Origin of the sequence: Paenirhizobium selenitireducens ATCC BAA-1503 (genome assembly GCF_000518785.1) — a bacterium.
Taxonomy (GTDB): Bacteria; Pseudomonadota; Alphaproteobacteria; order Rhizobiales; family Rhizobiaceae; genus Allorhizobium; species Allorhizobium selenitireducens.
On sequence record NZ_JAEG01000010.1, the window covers coordinates 128,184 to 144,953 of the forward strand.

The window sequence follows — 16,770 nt, forward strand, 5'->3', positions numbered from 1 at the left end:
TCTAGAAATGAAGACAAGAATCAGCAAGAATACTTACATGATCATTACATTCTGCAACCAGGAAGCGCACGCGATTTGATTGGCCCGAGGGGCGATTGGCGTCGGAATCCGCAGAGGTGCGGAAGCGGCGCTACAAGACAGGGTAAAACCGCATGAGCAATTGGCGACCCGTCACCAGTGCAATGAGGCTTAACAGGATCAGGATCGAGGAGATGGCGAGCAAAACTTTCAGCAATGCCGGCTGAGGCCCATTGCAAAAAAAAGCGAGACGATCTGCAATAAGAACTCAAACACTTGTTGATTATTTCCTAGTATAGCCCTGAGTTAGGATAATACTCAGAAAATGCCCGGGGTCACTTGCGAGACGATCAGTTGGCCACCATGTTTTTTGTATCTGAGAATGCAGGTGTCGGCGATCGAATTTGGGGGGTGTTCATGTGGCATGAAGTGAATTTTGGGAAGTGGTCGGATAAGCCGAAAACTTTGCCGCAGATTTTAGTTTCAGATCCTGACTGGTTCTTCTGGGCGGTTGAAACCGGTGTCTTCGCCAGCCGCAAAACACTTGCGGCCGAGGCGGAGGTACTAAACCGTCGCGCACGAGCGATCAAAATTCCCGCAGGCCAAGCTCCAAAGGATTGTGTTCGGTATTGGATAAGCCACGATGGCAAATTCTCGGACATGGAGCTCATAGAGGCATCTCAACCTGCTCATACCGGATCAAGCTCTGAAATTCGCCGCGACAGCCTCAATCTTTACGCACCGAGGGCCATCAAAGATTACGACAAGCTTGGCTGCAAACTCTTGCTGAAGAGCTTTAAGTATTATTGGTTCGGGGGAAAGGCGTTCACCAAAGTCAAGGTAGAGGCGTTTTTTTCGGATCCTACAAATTTTGTGAAGCCTTGACGGATAGTTTCCGGCTGGTGTTGGAATGACGCTCTACGCCGGTGCTATCTTGGGCTAAAGGAGTAAGATGTGTGCCCAGCCAGCTTGCCGATTGCAACAGCGTTCGGCACTGAGTTTTATATCCATGAAACGGAAATTATTACGGATACTCAGTATGGTGCTCTCATTAGGAATTGGCGGGTCGACGGTTCGAGTCCGTTCAAGGCGATGGATCTGGATTGGCCACCCGCTGCGAGTGGTATCGCGGCGCGAAGTACTCTATCCAGCCGTGGGCCTTCCTCAACCCTGGTTGAACCGCGCGATGAACTGGTCGAAGCGCGTCGCTGACGCCGCCTCGAAACAGCTCCTGCGGCAAGCCTCCATCATTGATCCGACCTTGTTCCAAGAAAACGATCCGGCTCGATACGTCCCGGGCAAACGCCATTTCGTGGGTCACGACTAGCATCGTCCGTCCCTCAGCCACCAGTCTTGCATGACTTTCAACACCTCCCCAACAAGCTCGGGATCGAGGCCGGACGTAGGCTCGTCGAAGAGAAGGACCCGCGGCTTCATGACCAGGGCGCGGGCGATTGCCGCTCTCTGCGGGCTTGCTGCAAATTTTCTGCAGAGTCAGAATGCCCCCTATCTCGCCGGCCTTATGCTTTGTTAACCTTTTGCAGTCCGAAGAGGTGCCCCAGTAGATCGCTCTGATCGTTGATGGTCCACTGGTCGGAAAAGCCCAGGCCCTTCTTCAGCCAGAGCATCGCTTCCAATCCGGCGATTGTCCGCCGCGCCGTTTTGAAGGATTGGAAGTCGCCGATCTTGGGCATGTTCTTCTTAACCCGAAAATGGTCACCAGATCCTGCTTGGCCATACCAAGATTGAGAACATAGTCAGCTATCACGGCGTCGACATTGAGGATGCACTGGAACTGGCCGAGCGAACTGAGATATAAAGGGAGGCGGCCCTGCATGCAGGCGGTGGGGCCGCTCGCTTTTGCTGTGACAGGGCCTCCCAAGATTCGATCTGCTTTGCGCCCGCATCTCGTTCGTTCAGTTGCCCTGAGACATATTTGAAAGTTGCCATGTGAACCTCGCTCGCGAGTTCGCATCCTTTCAAATTGCCGTAGCGCTATGATCAAGAAACAGCAGTTTTATGCGACTTGATACCCTCGAGGATCGCATGAACGCCGTCGAGGAACAGATCATCCTGTGAGCAATTGGTGTAGTTGCGGAAGGCGGACGCGAGCAGCGACAGGTAGGTTACCCCTTCGTACGTGAAAGAGGGCGGATGCTCCTTCTCTTCCTTTTCCTCTCTCTCAAGGGAATGCCGGACGTTCTGTATCTATACTTTGTCCAACTCCGCCTGCAGCGTCCGGCGCATTTCGGCGGCGACGTCGGCAAGCGTGGCAATGACGCGTTCCGCCAGCCGTGAGCGGCTGCTCTTGGCCGGGCGCCAGACGACCACCGAATAGGGAACGCTCACACCGAGCCGACGAAGCACGACACCCTTGCCGATGTGGTTTTCGGCGGTCAGCGGATTGATGATCGAGACGCCGAGCCCGGCGGAAACCATGGAGCAGACGCTGGCCGCCGTCGTCGTTTCCACCGCGTAGCTGCGGATGATCCCTGCCTCGAAGAAGATATCGTCCAGCTTTCGCCTGTAGGGGTCGTCCTGGGAGAAGTAGACGAAGGGCTCGTTGTTGAAATCCTCCGGCTGCAGGACCTTTTTTCCGGCAAGAGGGTGGCCGATCGGCAGTACGCAGACCAGTTCGCCGACCTCGGTATGCTGGCTGATGACGCCCTGCTGTTCGAACCGTCCCTCGGTGACGCCGAGATCGAAGACGGTGGTCGATACCTCGTGCTGCAGGGAAAGCTCTTCCAGCGAGTGGAGGGAGAGATGCACAGCCGTGCGGCTCTTCTGCAGCCGCTGCGCGACGCGGGGCATGATCGATTCGGCGAAGGCCGGAATGGTGGCGATCCGGAAGTTCGCGGCGCTGTAGGTGCGGATCGCGGAAGCCGCGCGGCTGATCTCGTCCATGCCGACGAAGGACCGGCGCACCACTTCATGCAGCAGCAATGCCTGGTTGGTCGGCGTCAGACGCTTGCCGAAACGCAGGAACAGATCAAACCCGATCCGCTGCTCCACCTCCCGCAATTCGCGACTGATAGTCGGCTGCGATGTCCCAAGGGCGGCCGCTGCCGCGGTCACGCTCTTGTTGACCATGACCGCGTTGAAGACCTCGATCTGGCGCTGGTTGAGACGCATGCCCCGGCCCTTCCTTTCGCAGCCCGCAGCCGGGATCCCGCTCTCATCCGATCGCCTCCCGTGCGGAACTGATAAATATCAGTATACGTCCTTTTTCATATATCAATTCTGAATAAGCCGGCGCCAGTATTTATTTCTCAAGCATGACGATATCTGAAATCACTTACCCGTCCGCCGGTCAGACAGGCCGACATTCGTGATGGGATGACACGACAATATGGCAATATCAAACCCCAGGAAGATTAAGCCAAACCAACAGGAATGGTTTCACTACCGCGCCGGCGAACTCCATGTGGAAAACCTCTGTCTCAACGACATCACCAGAGAGGTTCCGACCCCGTTTTACTGCTACTCGGCAGAGGCGATGCGCTGGGCTTATTTCGTTCTTTCCGATGCCCTTCGCCCCATCGGCGTTTCCATCTGTTTTGCGGTGAAGGCGAACAGCAACATCGCGGTGCTCAGACTGCTGTCGGAACTCGGCTGTGGCATGGACATCGTGTCGGGCGGCGAACTGGAACGGGCGCTGGCCGCCGGCGCGCCGTCGTCGCGGATCATCTTTTCCGGCGTCGGCAAGACGCGGGCCGAAATCGCCCACGCTCTCGAAACCGGCATTCACCAGATCAATGTCGAATCCGCTGCCGAGATCGAGGTGATCGCAGAGATTGCCCGGGCGCTCGGCACGCGCGCCACCATTGCGCTGCGCGTCAATCCGGATGTCGACGCCAAGACCCATGCCAAGATCACCACGGCCACGAAGGATAGCAAATTCGGCATCGCGATCGACGACATTCCCGAACTCTACGCAAAAGCCGCCGCACGGCCGGAACTCGACGTGCAGGGGCTCGCTGTGCATATCGGCTCGCAGGTCCAGGATCTCTCTCCCTTTCGCCGCGCCTTCGCCTCCATGGCGGAGCTCGTGACGGCGCTTCGCCAACATGGCCTTGAGGTTCCGCGGCTCGATCTCGGCGGCGGCATCGGCATAGCCGTCGGCGACAATCCGGGGCCGGATATCGCCGAATATGCCGCGATCATCGCCGAGACCGTCGGAAATCTCGGCTGTCATCTGACCGTCGAGCCTGGCCGCTGGCTGGTTGGTCGCGCCGGTCTGCTGGTGACCGAACTGCTCTACCTCAAGGACGGTCAGGACGGTCCCATCGCCATCGTCGACGCGGGCATGAACGACCTCATGCGCCCCGCGCTCTACGATGCCAAGCATCCCGTTCTGCCGTTTCACCAGGTGAAAGGGGCGGCTGCATCGCCTCGCTACAGGATCGTCGGGCCGATCTGCGAAAGCTCGGATGATTTCGGCGCCTATGAGGGGCTTGGCGAGCTGAAGGCCGGCGATCTCCTGACGTTCGACTGTGCCGGGGCTTACGGCGCCTCGATGGCATCAACCTACAATTCGCGCGATCTCGTCGCCGAGATCCTGGTGGATGGCGATCACTTCCGCACCATCCGCCGCCGGCAGAGCATTCGCGAAATGCTGGAGCTGGAAGACGCCGGTGATTGGCAGAGCGGTTCTGCCCCGGCGCGTAAGGCTGCCGGCTGAACATCTTGCACGGCCTGCCCCAGACAAGGGCGGGCCGTGAACCGTTCCGGTCCGGAACGGGCGCAGAGGCGGGCAAGCAAGGCGCCCTCATCTGCGAACTGGGGAACGAACAAAGAAGAAGGAGAACTGAATGCTCGATAAACTGAAACTCCTGGTCACGACCGGTCTTCTCGGCCTGACCCTGATGTCGCCGGCACTCGCCGCCGACCACACGCTGCGGATCGCCTATACCGAAGATCCGAAGACGGCAGACGTCCAGAAGACCTCTGACGCCTACACCCTCCCGCTCAACATCTTCGACCGGCTCGTCGAAGCCGAAACCAGCGGCCCCGGCCAGTCCAAGCTCACGCCCGGCCTCGCCGAGAGCTGGGACGTGTCAGAAGACGGCAAGACCTACACCTTCCACCTGCGCAAGGGCGTGCTGTTCCACAATGGCGAAGAGCTGAAGGCCGACGACGTCGTCTTCACTTTCGACCGTATGCTGGACCCGAAGACCAAGGCGCTCGGCACCGACATCCTTGATTTCATTGATGGCGCCAGCGAGCGTCTGGACGGAACCGCCGCGACCGTCCGCGGTCTGCAGGCCGTCGACGATTACACCGTCAAGATCGTCCTCAAGGAGCCCTATGCCGCGTTCATCGCGCTGATGGCGAGCCCGCAGGCCTCGATCTTCAATCGCAAGTTCACCGAACCGCTCGGCGACCAGTTCGGCCTGTCGCCGGAGACGACCAACGGCACCGGCCCGTTCATTCTCACGGAATACAACCTGAATGACAGCCAGGTGATGGAAGCCAACGAGAACTACTACAAGGACCGGCCGAAGCTGGACCGGATCGTGGTTCGCGTCGTGGCCGACGCCGAAACCCTGCGCATGCTGTTCGAATCCGACGAGCTTGACGTCTTCGACGTCGACTACGCCACGACGCAGCTGCCCTACTTCCTCGCCAGCGACAAGTGGAAGGATCAGATCCGGTCCGGCCCGCGCGTCGGCATCTATTACTACCACATCAATCAGGCGCTGAAGCCCTTCGACGACGTCCGCGTTCGCAAGGCCTTCCAGATGGCAATTAACCGCCAGGAAATCCTCGAGAAGAACTTCTACGGCAAGGGCATGATCGAAAACGGCGTCATGCCGCGCGGCGTGACCTGCTATGCTCCGGCGACCCCGATCGAGTACAATCCGGAAAAGGCCAAGCAGCTTCTGGCCGAGGCCGGCTATCCGGATGGTGTCGACATCAACCTTACTCAGGTCAGCAGCTGGTCGTCGAAGTGGTCTGACATGAACCAAATCATCCAGGCCCAGATCAAGGCGTCCGGCTTCAACGCCCAGATCAAGATGATGGACGAGTCTGCTTATTTCGACGCCCGCAAGGCGGGCACCGTCGACAACTATACGCAGACCTGGTCGGCCGACTTCAACGATCCGGACAACTTCTTCTACACCTTCTTCTCCAAGAGCGGCACGGCTGTGCGCGGCTACAACAACAACGATCCGGAAGTCTTCGCAGCGCTCGACAAGGCGCGCACGATGACCAATGCAGAAGAACGTTGCGCCCTCTACCAGAAGATGAACGAGAAGATCGTGCAGGAAGATGCGGCCTGGGTACCGCTGTTCAGCCTCGATCACACCTATGTCGTTCAGCCGCGGGTGAAGAACTTCACCGTTCCGTGGAACGGCTGGAGCGACATGAGCTACTACGAGATGGAAGTCGAGTAAGACCTATTGCGCGGCGGATCTCGTTGGAGACCCGCCGCCTCCGCCTGCTCTCGTCCATCCTTCCCGGTTCCTTTAAGCCCGCACCGGTGCGGCCTTCGATCCGGCGACCGACCATGAAAGAAAACCCACCGATGCTGATGTTTGCCATAAAGCGCATCGCGGCTTCGATCCCCGTTCTGATCGGCATCACGGCGCTGCTCTTCGTCATGCTGAACGTCATTCCGGGCGATCCGATCGCGCTCCTGATGAAGGAGCATGCGAGCCCCGAGGTTATCGAGCGCGTGCGCGCCCAGATGCATCTCGACGATCCGCTCATCACTCGCTACTTCCGCTTCCTCGCGGGCGCGGTGCAGGGCGATCTCGGCATGTCGATCAAGCTGAACCGCAGCGTGACGACGCTGATCCTCAACGCCTTCCCGAACACGCTCTATCTGGCGGTCTGTGCGGCCATCGTCTCATGGGTGATCGGCATCCCGGTGGGGGTTCTCTCGGCCGTGCGGCGCGATTCCGCGCTCGACCATTTCTTCATGGGCTTTTCGCTGCTCGGCGTTTCCATGCCGATCTTCTGGTCGGCGCTGCTGATGCAATACATCTTCGCGCTCAAGCTGAAATGGCTGCCGGTTTCCGGCTTCTACGGCTTCGAATACGTCATCATGCCGGCCATCGTGCTGGGCTGGAGTTCGGCGGGCGTGATTGCGCGCCTCACTCGCTCGAGCCTTCTGGAAGTCATGCGGCACGACTATATCCGCACCGCCCGCGCCAAGGGCCTGCGCGAGATCAAGGTCATCATGCGCCATGCGCTGAAGAATTCGCTCATTCCGGTGGTGACGATCATGGCGATCCAGGTGGCGAGCCTGCTTTCCGGCGCGGTCATCACCGAGGCGATCTTCGGCATTCCGGGCGTCGGCCGTATCTCCGTCAACGCCATCCAGGCACGCGACATGCCGCTCCTTCAAGGGTCGGTTCTCTTCGCCACGGCGCTGGTCATTTTCGGCAATCTGGTGGCCGACATGCTCTATTCCGTTCTTGATCCCCGCATCCGTCACCAGATGAAGGGAGGCGTGAAATGACCGAAGTTACCGCAGTTTCGGACGAGATCATCGAAAGCGTGGAAAGCGACAGCTTCCTACACGATACCATCCGGGTCTTCCGCAAGAACAAGATGGCGATGGTGGGCCTGATCCTCGTTAGCACCCTCTTCTTCGTCGCCTTCTTCATCCCGATCATCAGCCCGCACGACCCTTACCGGGTGGCGCTCGATGAGCAGTTCCTGCCGCCGTCTTCCAGCTACTGGCTCGGCACCGACAATTTCGGCCGTGACCTTTTGACCCGCATTCTCTATGGCGCGCGCATCTCGCTTCTGGTCGGCATCGTGCCGAGCTTCATATCGCTGATGATCGGCGCTGTCATGGGCATCGTCAGCGGCTATTACGGCGGCAAGATCGATTTCATCATCATGCGGCTTGCCGACACGATGATCGCGTTTCCCTCGCTGCTGCTGGCCATGGTGGTGATGTATACGCTCGGGGCCAACCTCTTCAACATCTTCATCGCGCTCAGCCTCGTTGGCTGGGCAGGCGTCGCGCGCGTGGTACGCTCCCAGACGCTGGCGCTGAAGGAGAAGGAATTCATCGAGGCTGCCCGCGCCGTCGGCACCACGCGAGCGAAGATCATGGTCCGCCACATCTTCCCGAACATCGTGCCGACGCTGATCGTGCTCTTCTCGCTCAGCATTCCCGAGGCGATCATGTGGGAATCGAGCCTCTCCTTCCTCGGCGTCGGGGTTCAGCCGCCGGAAGCGAGCTGGGGCCTCTTGGTCGCCAAGGGCAAGGAATACCTGTTCGCTTCGCCGCTCGTCGCCATCATGCCCGGCGTCGCGATCCTGATCACGGTGCTCGCATTCAATTTCATCGGCGACGGTCTGCGCGACGCGCTCGACCCCTACATGAAGGACTGAGGCCGTGACGATGACAGATCAAAACCAGTTGCTCAGCGTGCGCAACCTGCGCACCGATTTCCGCAGCCATCGCGGCGCGGTGCGGGTGGTGGACAACGTGTCCTTCGATGTCGGACGCGGCCGGATCATCGGCCTCGTCGGGGAATCCGGCTCCGGCAAGAGCGTCACCTCGCTCTCGCTGATGGGCCTCGTGGCATCGCCCTCGGGCCTTGTTACCGCCGACAGCATCATGTTCGACGGGAGCGATCTGACAAAGCTCACCCCCGACCAGCTGCGCCACAAGCGCGGCCGCGACATGTCGATGGTCTTCCAGGAGCCGATGACCTCGCTCAACCCTGTCCGCACCATGGTGCAGCAGGTCGGCGAGCCGCTGTCCATTCACGCGGACCTCGGCCGGCGCGCCATTCGCGAGAAGGTGCTGCACATGTTCGAGACGGTGGGCATCCCCGAACCCGCCGCGCGTCTCGACGCTTATCCGCACGAGCTTTCGGGCGGCCTCCGCCAGCGTGCGATGATCGCCATGGGCCTCATCTGCGAGCCCAAGCTGCTGATCGCCGACGAGCCGACCACGGCGCTCGACGTGACCACGCAGGCCCAGATCCTGCGGCTGATGGTGGCGCTGCGCGACCGGATCGGCACGGCGATCATCATGATCACCCACGATCTCGGCATCATCGCCGAGATGTGCGACGAGGTGAACGTGATGTATGCGGGGCAAATCGTCGAACAGGCGGATGTCTTCGACCTCTTCGACCGGCCGTCGCATCCCTATACCCGCGGCCTGCTCGCCTCGATCCCGAAGGCGACGGAGAAGCGCACCGGCGAGCGCATGAACAGCATCAAGGGTGTCGTGCCCAATCTGGCCAAGCTGCCGCAGGGCTGTCGGTTCCACCCCCGCTGCGGCGACGCCATGCCGATCTGCAGCGTAAAGTCGCCGGAACTCGTCGATCTAGGAAAAGGCCACAAGGCCCGCTGCTGGCTCCACGACAAACAGGGAGCCGCGGCATGAGCGAAGTCCTCATTTCCACCGACCAGCTGACCAAGTATTACCGCATGAGCGCGGGCTTCTTCGGCTCGCGCGACAAGGTGATCCGGGCCGTCGACGGCGTCAGCCTCGAAATCTACGAGCGGGAAACCTTCGCGCTGGTCGGCGAATCCGGCTGCGGCAAGACAACCCTCGGACGTGCGATGCTGCGGCTGGTGGAGCGTACCGCCGGCAGTATCAACTATCGCGGACAGGATCTTCATTCCCTCGATGAAGGCTCGATGCGGGCGCTGCGCAAGAAACTCCAGATCGTTTTCCAGGATCCGTTCGCATCGCTCAATCCGCGCATGCGGGTAAAAGACATTCTGGCCGAACCGCTAAGGGCGCATGCCTACGGAACCGAGGCCAAAATCGAGGAACGCTGCCAGGAACTGCTCGAAGTGGTAGGCTTGCGGCCGCACCTGATGCGGCACTATCCGCACCAGTTCAGCGGCGGCCAGCGACAGCGCATCGGCATTGCGCGAGCGCTTGCCAACAACCCGGAATTCGTCGTCTGCGACGAGGCCGTGTCGGCGCTTGACGTGTCGATCCAGGCGCAGGTGCTGAACCTCCTGCGCGACCTGCAGGAACAGCTCAAGCTTACCTACCTGTTCATCACCCATGACCTGAGCGTTGTCAGGCAGTTTGCCGACCGCATCGGGGTGATGTTCCTCGGGCGGCTGGTGGAAGTGGGGACCACGGAGGAGATTTTCGCGAATCCGCGCCATCCCTATACCATGTTCCTGATTTCGGCCGTGCCGCGCGCCGATCCGCATCAGCGCAATCGCGAGCGCCCCGTGCTGGTCGGCGACATTCCGAGCCCGGTGAACCTGCCGGGCGGCTGTCGCTTCCACACGCGCTGCCCCTATGCCAAGGATATCTGCCGCACGGAAGATCCGGCGCTGGTGACCGTGAACGGCCGGGGCGTCGCCTGTCATTTTCCGCTGGGCGAGTGAACCCGGCGGTATCGAGAAGCAAGGGAAGGAGAGAGACTTGGACCTGATCGTGAAGAAGACCGGCGACGAGTTGTGGGAAGCCCGTCATGGCGACCGGAGCTGGCGCTGCGCCGTCGGCCGCGGCGGTATTCATCTCGAAAAGAACGAGGGCGATGGTGTGAGCCCCGTCGGCTGCTGGCCGATCCGGCATGTCTATTACCGCGCCGACCGCATGGAAAAACCCGCGACCGCCCTGCCCTGCCAGGCCATCGACCGCCTCGACGGCTGGTGTGACGAGCCTTCCGATCCGCAGTATAACCGCAAGGTCCGGCTTCCCTATGCGGCAAGCCATGAGGAACTCTGGCGGGTAGACGAGGTCTACGACATCGTCGTGGTGCTCGGTCACAACGACGATCCGGTGGTACCGGGCGCCGGCAGCGCGATCTTCCTGCATCTTGCGCGCGACAACTATTCGCCGACGGCGGGCTGCGCCGCGCTTTCCCGCGAAGACCTTTTGGAATTTCTGGCCAGGGCCGAACCGTCCGTCAGCCTCTGCTTCAGCGACGCGGCCTGATCCCGCGTCGCATTCACCCTTCACTACACTTCCTCGATAGATATCCGGATACCTCGTCATGGCGACGATTGACACTGCCGCGCTCGAACGGGCGCTGAACCTTCTTCCCTCCCGCTGTAAGGGTCCCGGAGGCGTGGCCGGCGTGGTGAAGGATGGAAAGATCGTCGCGCGGCGCGCATGGGGTTTTGCCGACACCTATCGCCGGCTGCCGATGACGGCGGCGACGCGCCTGCCGATCTGCTCGATCTCCAAGCATTTCACCTGCGCGCTGCTGCTCGACCTGTTCGACGACCCCGCCTCGCTCGACGCGCAGGTCGCGGATTTCCTGCCGAATTATCGCGACCCGCTGCCGACCGTGGCGGAGCTTTGCCACAACCAGTCGGGCCTGCGCGATTACTGGGCGCTGACGGTGTTGCAGGGGGCGATTCCCGAGATGAGCTTTCGCCGGGAAGATGCGCTGTCGCTGATCGCCGGGTCGAAGACGGCGCACTTTCGGGCGGGCGCGCTCTATTCCTACAACAACGCCAATTTCCGCGTTCTGGCAGAGCTGATCGAGCGTGGAACCGGGCGGGACTTCGGGGAGCTTCTCTCCGAGTACCTGTTTGCGCCAGCCGGCATGAAGACGGCGGTTCTTTCTCCGGATGCGCGCCATCCGCTCGACGGCGTCATCGGCTACGAGGGCAATGACGAGATCGGCTTCCTGCCCGCCGACAACGGCGTCTACTGGTTCGGCGATGCCGGTATTTCGGCGGCGCTGGACGACATGCTGGCCTGGGAAGTCCATATCGATGCAACGCGGCAGAACCCGGAAAGCCTCTACAACAGGCTGACGGCACCCGTGACCTATGCCGATGGCTCGCCGGCGGATTACGGCTACGGTCTGCGCCGCGACAACTGGGCGGGCATGAAGATCACCGGCCACGGCGGCGGCCTTCGCGGCTTCAGTTCCTATCGCCTGCATGCCGCCGAGGAGCGGCTTTCGGTGGTGGTGATGTTCAACCACGACACCGGCACCTTCACCTCGGCGACCGCGCTGATGGAGGCGGCCCTCGGCATGCCGCCCCGGCCGGATGCGTCGGTGAGACCGGAGGGATGGGACGGGTTGTGGCTGGATGAGGAGCGCGGGCTCATCCTGCGCACCGTTCAGGACGCCACCGGCGTGAAGCTTTATTACAGCCCGTCGCCATCGCGGCTGACGGTCGGCACCGATGGCATCGCGCGCGGTCAGGGCCTACGGCTGGAAAGGGATGGCGAAGTGCTTGTCATGCACCGCAGCCAGGAAAACCTGCTTGTCAGGGCGCGGCCGCTCGCCCGCATCGACTATGCCGACGGCGGCGATATCGCCGGTCTCTACCATTCCGCGGAGCTGAATGCCGACCTTGAGATCGAGGCGCGCGACGGTGCGGTGCATGCACTCTTCAAGGGCATGCTGGGGACGGGCCCGATGGAGCGGATGTATCCGCTCGCCGAGCACGTCTGGATCGTCACGACCCGCCGTTCCATCGACGCCTCTCCGCCCGGGGACTGGACGGTCAGTGTGCGCCGAAACGCGGGCGGCAATGTAACCGGCCTGACCATCGGTTGCTGGCTGGCGCGCAACATCGATTATCACCGCGTCGAATAGGAAGGGTAAGCTCCGTTCGCCGAGCCCCGCCGTCACCGGACCGTCAGGCGACGATCGCGAGGCTATCTCGTCCGGGCCATGCGCTCGAACGTCCCGTGGGAAAGTTGCTTTGGTGAAACGAAGGGCGTTTCGTCGTTGGCGAAGCATCCCACTGGTTGTGCTTCCCGCATGCTCCTCGAACTTTTCCGCAAAGTACCGCTCCGTGTAGGAGAGGTTCTGCCGCTCGAAGCCGATGACCTTCTGGTCCCGCAGATCGGAGACGGAAACCTCGTCGAGACCAGCCAGCGGATTGTCCCTATCAGGGGCCAGCAGATTGCGCTCATATGCAATGGAGAAGAAGCGTAAGCGATGTGCCGCTGGCACCTTGGGGGAATTCTAAAGTCGATGTCGGCGGGCGCAGCCGTGATGGACGTGGCGGCCTGCGAGAGAAGCGCTCTGCTAGCCAGTTCGGAGGGTCAGTTGTGTATCCACACCACCGGCAATCTGTGCAGATTGGGAATTCGTTGCTACTGTCACCAGCATTATAAGCTGGGGAATTTGCTAGATGTATGTTGGTCGAATTATTGGAGTAGGTCGCAGTCAAAAAGGGGATTTAATCGCGGCATACCGGGTTTCAAGCAGGTCGTTTCCCAACAGGAACGTAGAACAGCTCGGTGACACTATGCGAATTGTCGCCCAACAAGGAAGCGCTGATGCAGCGTCCGACAGCCCATACATTGCCTATGAATGTCTCATTTGGAACTCTCGTTTTGCTGTTGTCAGTAATGGCACCCACACCAGGCCAATCTACGAGCGGCTAAAGGCGGGAAACGCCCCGCGAGATGCAATAGCGAGCGTTCTAGTAGGCTTGGACCGGGAGTTCGATCAGCACGATACGCCACGAATTTGTGGCCTGGTTGATTTGGCCGAAAACAGGCTTTGGCTCGGCAGCATTACCGCCACCAGCTTGTCCGTTATTCCAATAGAGACTCGGCCCGGCCAGCTCGCGTACATCACGACCTATGAGTTTCCACTACCTCGCACCGAGCAGATAGATCAGGACCTAGATGCCGTTGACCCAAATGCGGTCTGCAGCCATATCACCCGTGAATCGGTCTTCTCTCAGTTCGAAAACCCTGTTTGCGCGGCTTCCTGGATTGGGTCCACATCGGGACATAAGACCGCAACGTTCAACTCTATCGACTGATCGCAGGCAGCGAGATAGCTGTCTTGGGCCGACTCCGGGCTACATGTAAGCCGAGGTAGTGTTTGGCACGAGACATGTCACCGAAAATTCCACGGCAAGAGTTGCTCAATCCGGCTCTGTTTATGACAGTTGACGATGGCGGTGAGCGTGGCGGTGAGGTAGGTCAGCGGATCGACGGCATTGAGCTTGCAGGTTTCGACGAGCGAGGCGATGGTTGCTGACCTGCCACGGGTAATTTCCTCCAGAATTGACTAGAGTCCGGCCCATTTCTTGTCTGTGCCATTTTCTGTGTCCTACGCGAGGCTAGCAACCAGAGACGGCTCCAATCCCGATCCGAGGGCCGTTGAAAACCGGCGTTACTACGAAGGTCAGCAAATTTATCTCAGCAATTGCAAACCAGCAAAACGCGCCACTGTCGTCATCGACAATTCACTGATCGAGGCTCCCCAACTGCTGAATCTATGACTGTTAATGGCGCGTTCTCGCCACGGCAGCATTCGCTTCTAGCCCGAACTTTCGCCTGTTCCGGTTAGCGGCCTCGACGGAATGACTGCCGTGATTCCTTTGCAGAATCCGAAAAGCCCGGAGGCTTGTTTCTCACCCAAGTGACGAATGTCCGCACCGCAGGGTCTTCCACGATGGTTTCGATCGTGGAAAACTTCTTGGCGAGTTGCGCATCGGTAAAGATCGAATGTATCTGGTCGTGGCAGATACGGTGCAGGCGGACGGTTTTCTTTCCACCCTTGCTCTTGGGAACGAGATGATGCTCGTCTCTCTGATCCTCCGGGATGACGCGCTCGCACATCGGACAGAACACCGGCTCTGGCGTAGGCTCGTCCCATGAAGCTAGCTCATCTCTGTTCTTGCGGGCCAACGCTCGATATTTCCTGGTGTAGACCCCGGATGCTGTCCCCGAGGATAGGTGCTAGTGTCAATACGTGCACGCCAGTAGCACGAAACCGTCAGAACCGTATGGCTTCTTTTGGCGCGAGAGACCAACACCCTAGCTATGAAGGGTATGAATTCGCACAACCCCGACTTCAGGATTCGTTAACGAAATGCGCCCATTAGTTGTGAATTCTAGTTTTGCATTTCTTCCGGCCGGCATGATGCGCTGATCGGCAAATCCTTGTCTCGGTAGCCCATGACGGACGCCCAGGGACGCCTGTTTGAGGCCTCCGATGACCACCATTTCATCCAGCAGTGCAGCGCTTTCCATCCTGCAACAGACCTCGTCGCTTGCGGACCCGAAAAATCAGAGTGCTGCCGACACAATTCTCGACATCGTCTCCGGCCGCACCGGCAAGGTATCGAAAGCTGTCAATGATGCGCTTGATTCGGCGATAAAGGCCAGTGCGGAAGCGAAAAAGCCGCGGGAAGCCGGCGGCACGGTCTCCTCGGAGCTCTCGCAAGCGTCGCTGAGCGCGATGGACGCCGCCGCTTCCTACGGACTGCAGGGCGGCGGCCCGCAGATTGACTTTCGGCCCTACGAAGCGACCGCAGAAAACGCAAAGGGGTTCGCCGAGGCGATGGTCGGCGCAATGCAGAGCTACAACGAACAGTTTCATCTCGTTGCCGTCCCCACGCGAGAAGAGTGGACAGCTCGCGTACTGGCAGGGGAAGCCGATAGTATTGCCCGTGGCGCCGATCCAGAAGCCACAAAGCAGCTGACGGAAATCCGAATGAGCGACGAAGGTTATCGGAACCGTCTTGAGATTATCGACAGGATCAATAAGGCCACGCTCTTGCATGCCCAAGAGGCGTCGAAAGGGCTTGAATATGTTGTCGGCCATCTGTCCGACACGTTTGGCGTAAAGGCGCAGATCAGTTACAATGAAAAGGGCGAGGCGAAAATCGGCGCTTTCGACATATATTCCGGTAGTGGGCAAAAGATGCTCAGCTATGACGGTAATGGCGGCCTGACTTCATATGAAGCTGACGGCAACGTGTCAAAGTAAACCACAATAGGCAATCTCCTACAGAAAATCGAAAGTTTCACGTTCCCGCCGCCCCAAAGCGGCGGGAACCTTTGTGATTACGAGAACAGGCCAAATTCAAAACTTGAAGAGCCCAGCTGGGCTGCTGTGGCACCGATCACGGTTATATCGATTCCACCAACGGTCACGTGAGCATCCCCATTCGCATCGTCGGATATGGTCAACGCCGTGTAGTCGGCTGCGACGAGGGTGCTGAAGCGAATTACTTCCCCAACAAGATCGAAGTCGTAGATTATGCTCTGATCTGCGCTAGACGTTACCTGGAAGATATCAAGGCCATCACCTCCCCAGAGCTGGTTCGCACCCGCTCCGCCATCGAGAATATCATTATCGAGGCCCCCATAGAGTTGATCGTTACCACCTTGGCCATAAAGGGTGTCATTTCCGGCACCGCCATAAAGCAGATCGTTTCCAGAAGGGTTTGAGCTTACTGCCCAAGGATTGCTGAAAGTGTCGCCATATAGAATGTCATCGCCACTATTGCCTTCGAGGGTGTCGTTTCCTGCATCTCCCTCAACATTCTCTCCAAGCGTGCCGCCGGTGAAGTGATTATCGCCGCCGCGGCCATAGATTTTCGCACCGGGAGTTATGTAAGTGACATCGGAAAAATCGACATCCTCAGCGAAATATATCGGCATTGCACCTGACGTATTAAACTGGATGGATTCGACACCATGCAATCCGTCGTCGGCAATCATGACTGCGGTCCATGCGTAGCCAGATTTAGGAGCCACATAGATTCTGTCGTAACCGCTGCCACCGTTGAATGTGTCCCAGTTATTTCGAACTCCGCCGACACCTTCAGTTCCCCCGAGCTGGAACGTGTCGTTTGCGCCAACGGTGAAACGGTCGCCGTTGAACACATCAGCAGCGGTTGACCCGATTCCCCAAGAAGCCGAAATCCAATTTACTGCCATTTCGTAATCTCCCATCTCAGTTACCATTGGCCCTGCCAACAGCTGTCATGCCTCACCGGCGGAATTGCCCATGAGATTTTCCCGGCTTTATTCCGGAACTGGAAATCCCCTACGATCCCATTGGATTCGTTGAGCATGTA

Annotated in this window: 14 protein-coding genes and 5 pseudogenes; 12 read left to right on the forward strand and 7 right to left on the reverse strand. The window is 59.4% G+C overall.

Annotated features, from left to right (window positions below; genetic code table 11):
• The first annotated feature begins 372 nt into the window (after window positions 1-372).
• Window positions 373-903, forward strand: coding sequence for a hypothetical protein (locus tag L867_RS0115435; protein ID WP_146086542.1), 531 nt, complete (start codon window positions 373-375; stop codon window positions 901-903).
• A 279-nt stretch (window positions 904-1,182) separates the two neighbouring features.
• Here L867_RS0115435 and L867_RS28000 read toward each other — a convergent pair.
• Both L867_RS28000 and L867_RS26970 read right to left on the reverse strand, forming a co-directional pair.
• Window positions 1,183-1,485: pseudogene (locus L867_RS28000) on the reverse strand (histidine/lysine/arginine/ornithine ABC transporter ATP-binding protein); the annotation flags it as partial.
• Window positions 1,486-1,538: 53 nt separating this feature from the next.
• Window positions 1,539-1,751, reverse strand: a pseudogene (locus tag L867_RS26970) (DDE-type integrase/transposase/recombinase); the annotation flags it as partial.
• On the opposite strand from L867_RS26970, the pseudogene L867_RS28005 reads away from it, so the two are divergent.
• Window positions 1,739-1,837 (forward strand): annotated as a pseudogene (locus L867_RS28005) (integrase); the annotation flags it as partial. The pseudogenes L867_RS26970 and L867_RS28005 sit on opposite strands and share 13 nt — an antisense overlap.
• Window positions 1,838-2,226: 389 nt before the next feature.
• On the opposite strand, the gene L867_RS0115455 reads toward L867_RS28005, so the two are convergent.
• Entirely contained in the window at window positions 2,227-3,150 is a 924-nt protein-coding gene (locus tag L867_RS0115455) for a LysR family transcriptional regulator (protein WP_028737721.1), read from the reverse strand.
• A 217-nt stretch (window positions 3,151-3,367) separates the two neighbouring features.
• On the opposite strand from L867_RS0115455, the gene lysA reads away from it, so the two are divergent.
• The 8 genes from lysA (at window position 3,368) to L867_RS0115495 (ending at window position 12,530) form a co-directional block, all read left to right on the forward strand.
• Entirely contained in the window at window positions 3,368-4,699 is a 1,332-nt protein-coding gene (gene lysA / locus L867_RS25470) for a diaminopimelate decarboxylase (RefSeq protein WP_051439021.1), read from the forward strand.
• Between the two features lie 130 nt (window positions 4,700-4,829).
• Window positions 4,830-6,416, forward strand: a complete 1,587-nt coding sequence (locus L867_RS0115465; protein ID WP_028737722.1) for an ABC transporter substrate-binding protein — start codon at window positions 4,830-4,832, stop codon at window positions 6,414-6,416.
• A gap of 113 nt (window positions 6,417-6,529) precedes the next feature.
• Window positions 6,530-7,486, forward strand: coding sequence for an ABC transporter permease (locus tag L867_RS0115470; protein ID WP_232363944.1), 957 nt, complete (start codon window positions 6,530-6,532; stop codon window positions 7,484-7,486).
• A complete protein-coding gene (locus L867_RS0115475) occupies window positions 7,483-8,373 on the forward strand; it encodes an ABC transporter permease (RefSeq protein WP_028737724.1) in 891 nt (296 codons plus the stop codon). Before L867_RS0115470 ends, L867_RS0115475 begins: the two co-directional genes overlap by 4 nt.
• Window positions 8,374-8,383: 10 nt before the next feature.
• A complete protein-coding gene (locus L867_RS0115480) occupies window positions 8,384-9,382 on the forward strand; it encodes an ABC transporter ATP-binding protein (protein WP_028737725.1) in 999 nt (332 codons plus the stop codon).
• Window positions 9,379-10,353 (forward strand): ABC transporter ATP-binding protein, encoded by a 975-nt coding sequence (locus L867_RS0115485; protein ID WP_037173562.1) that lies wholly within the window; start codon window positions 9,379-9,381, stop codon window positions 10,351-10,353. The genes L867_RS0115480 and L867_RS0115485 overlap by 4 nt, the downstream gene beginning before the upstream one ends.
• A gap of 37 nt (window positions 10,354-10,390) precedes the next feature.
• Entirely contained in the window at window positions 10,391-10,906 is a 516-nt protein-coding gene (locus L867_RS0115490) for a L,D-transpeptidase family protein (RefSeq protein ID WP_028737727.1), read from the forward strand.
• Between the two features lie 58 nt (window positions 10,907-10,964).
• Complete coding sequence (locus tag L867_RS0115495; protein WP_028737728.1) at window positions 10,965-12,530, forward strand: D-aminopeptidase; 1,566 nt, start codon at window positions 10,965-10,967, stop codon at window positions 12,528-12,530.
• Between the two features lie 168 nt (window positions 12,531-12,698).
• Here L867_RS0115495 and L867_RS28010 read toward each other — a convergent pair.
• Window positions 12,699-12,875, reverse strand: a pseudogene (locus L867_RS28010) (LysR family transcriptional regulator); the annotation flags it as partial.
• Between the two features lie 199 nt (window positions 12,876-13,074).
• Here L867_RS28010 and L867_RS0115505 point away from each other — a divergent pair.
• The gene (locus L867_RS0115505; protein ID WP_028737729.1) at window positions 13,075-13,716 is read left to right on the forward strand and encodes an IMP cyclohydrolase; all 642 of its coding nucleotides are present in this window, start codon (window positions 13,075-13,077) and stop codon (window positions 13,714-13,716) included.
• A 77-nt stretch (window positions 13,717-13,793) separates the two neighbouring features.
• Here the strand turns inward: L867_RS0115505 and L867_RS26975 are convergent.
• Both L867_RS26975 and L867_RS26985 read right to left on the reverse strand, forming a co-directional pair.
• Window positions 13,794-13,934: pseudogene (locus tag L867_RS26975) on the reverse strand (transposase domain-containing protein); the annotation flags it as partial.
• A 311-nt stretch (window positions 13,935-14,245) separates the two neighbouring features.
• Window positions 14,246-14,590, reverse strand: coding sequence for an HNH endonuclease (locus tag L867_RS26985; protein WP_084638579.1), 345 nt, complete (start codon window positions 14,588-14,590; stop codon window positions 14,246-14,248).
• Window positions 14,591-14,897: 307 nt separating this feature from the next.
• On the opposite strand from L867_RS26985, the gene L867_RS0115515 reads away from it, so the two are divergent.
• Window positions 14,898-15,674 carry a hypothetical protein gene (locus L867_RS0115515; RefSeq protein ID WP_028737730.1) on the forward strand — a complete coding sequence of 259 codons (777 nt, stop codon included), beginning with the start codon at window positions 14,898-14,900 and terminating at the stop codon, window positions 15,672-15,674.
• 77 nt (window positions 15,675-15,751) lie between these two features.
• Here the strand turns inward: L867_RS0115515 and L867_RS26500 are convergent, their stop codons facing one another.
• A complete protein-coding gene (locus L867_RS26500) occupies window positions 15,752-16,630 on the reverse strand; it encodes a calcium-binding protein (protein ID WP_169734089.1) in 879 nt (292 codons plus the stop codon).
• Between the last annotated feature and the right edge of the window lie 140 nt (window positions 16,631-16,770).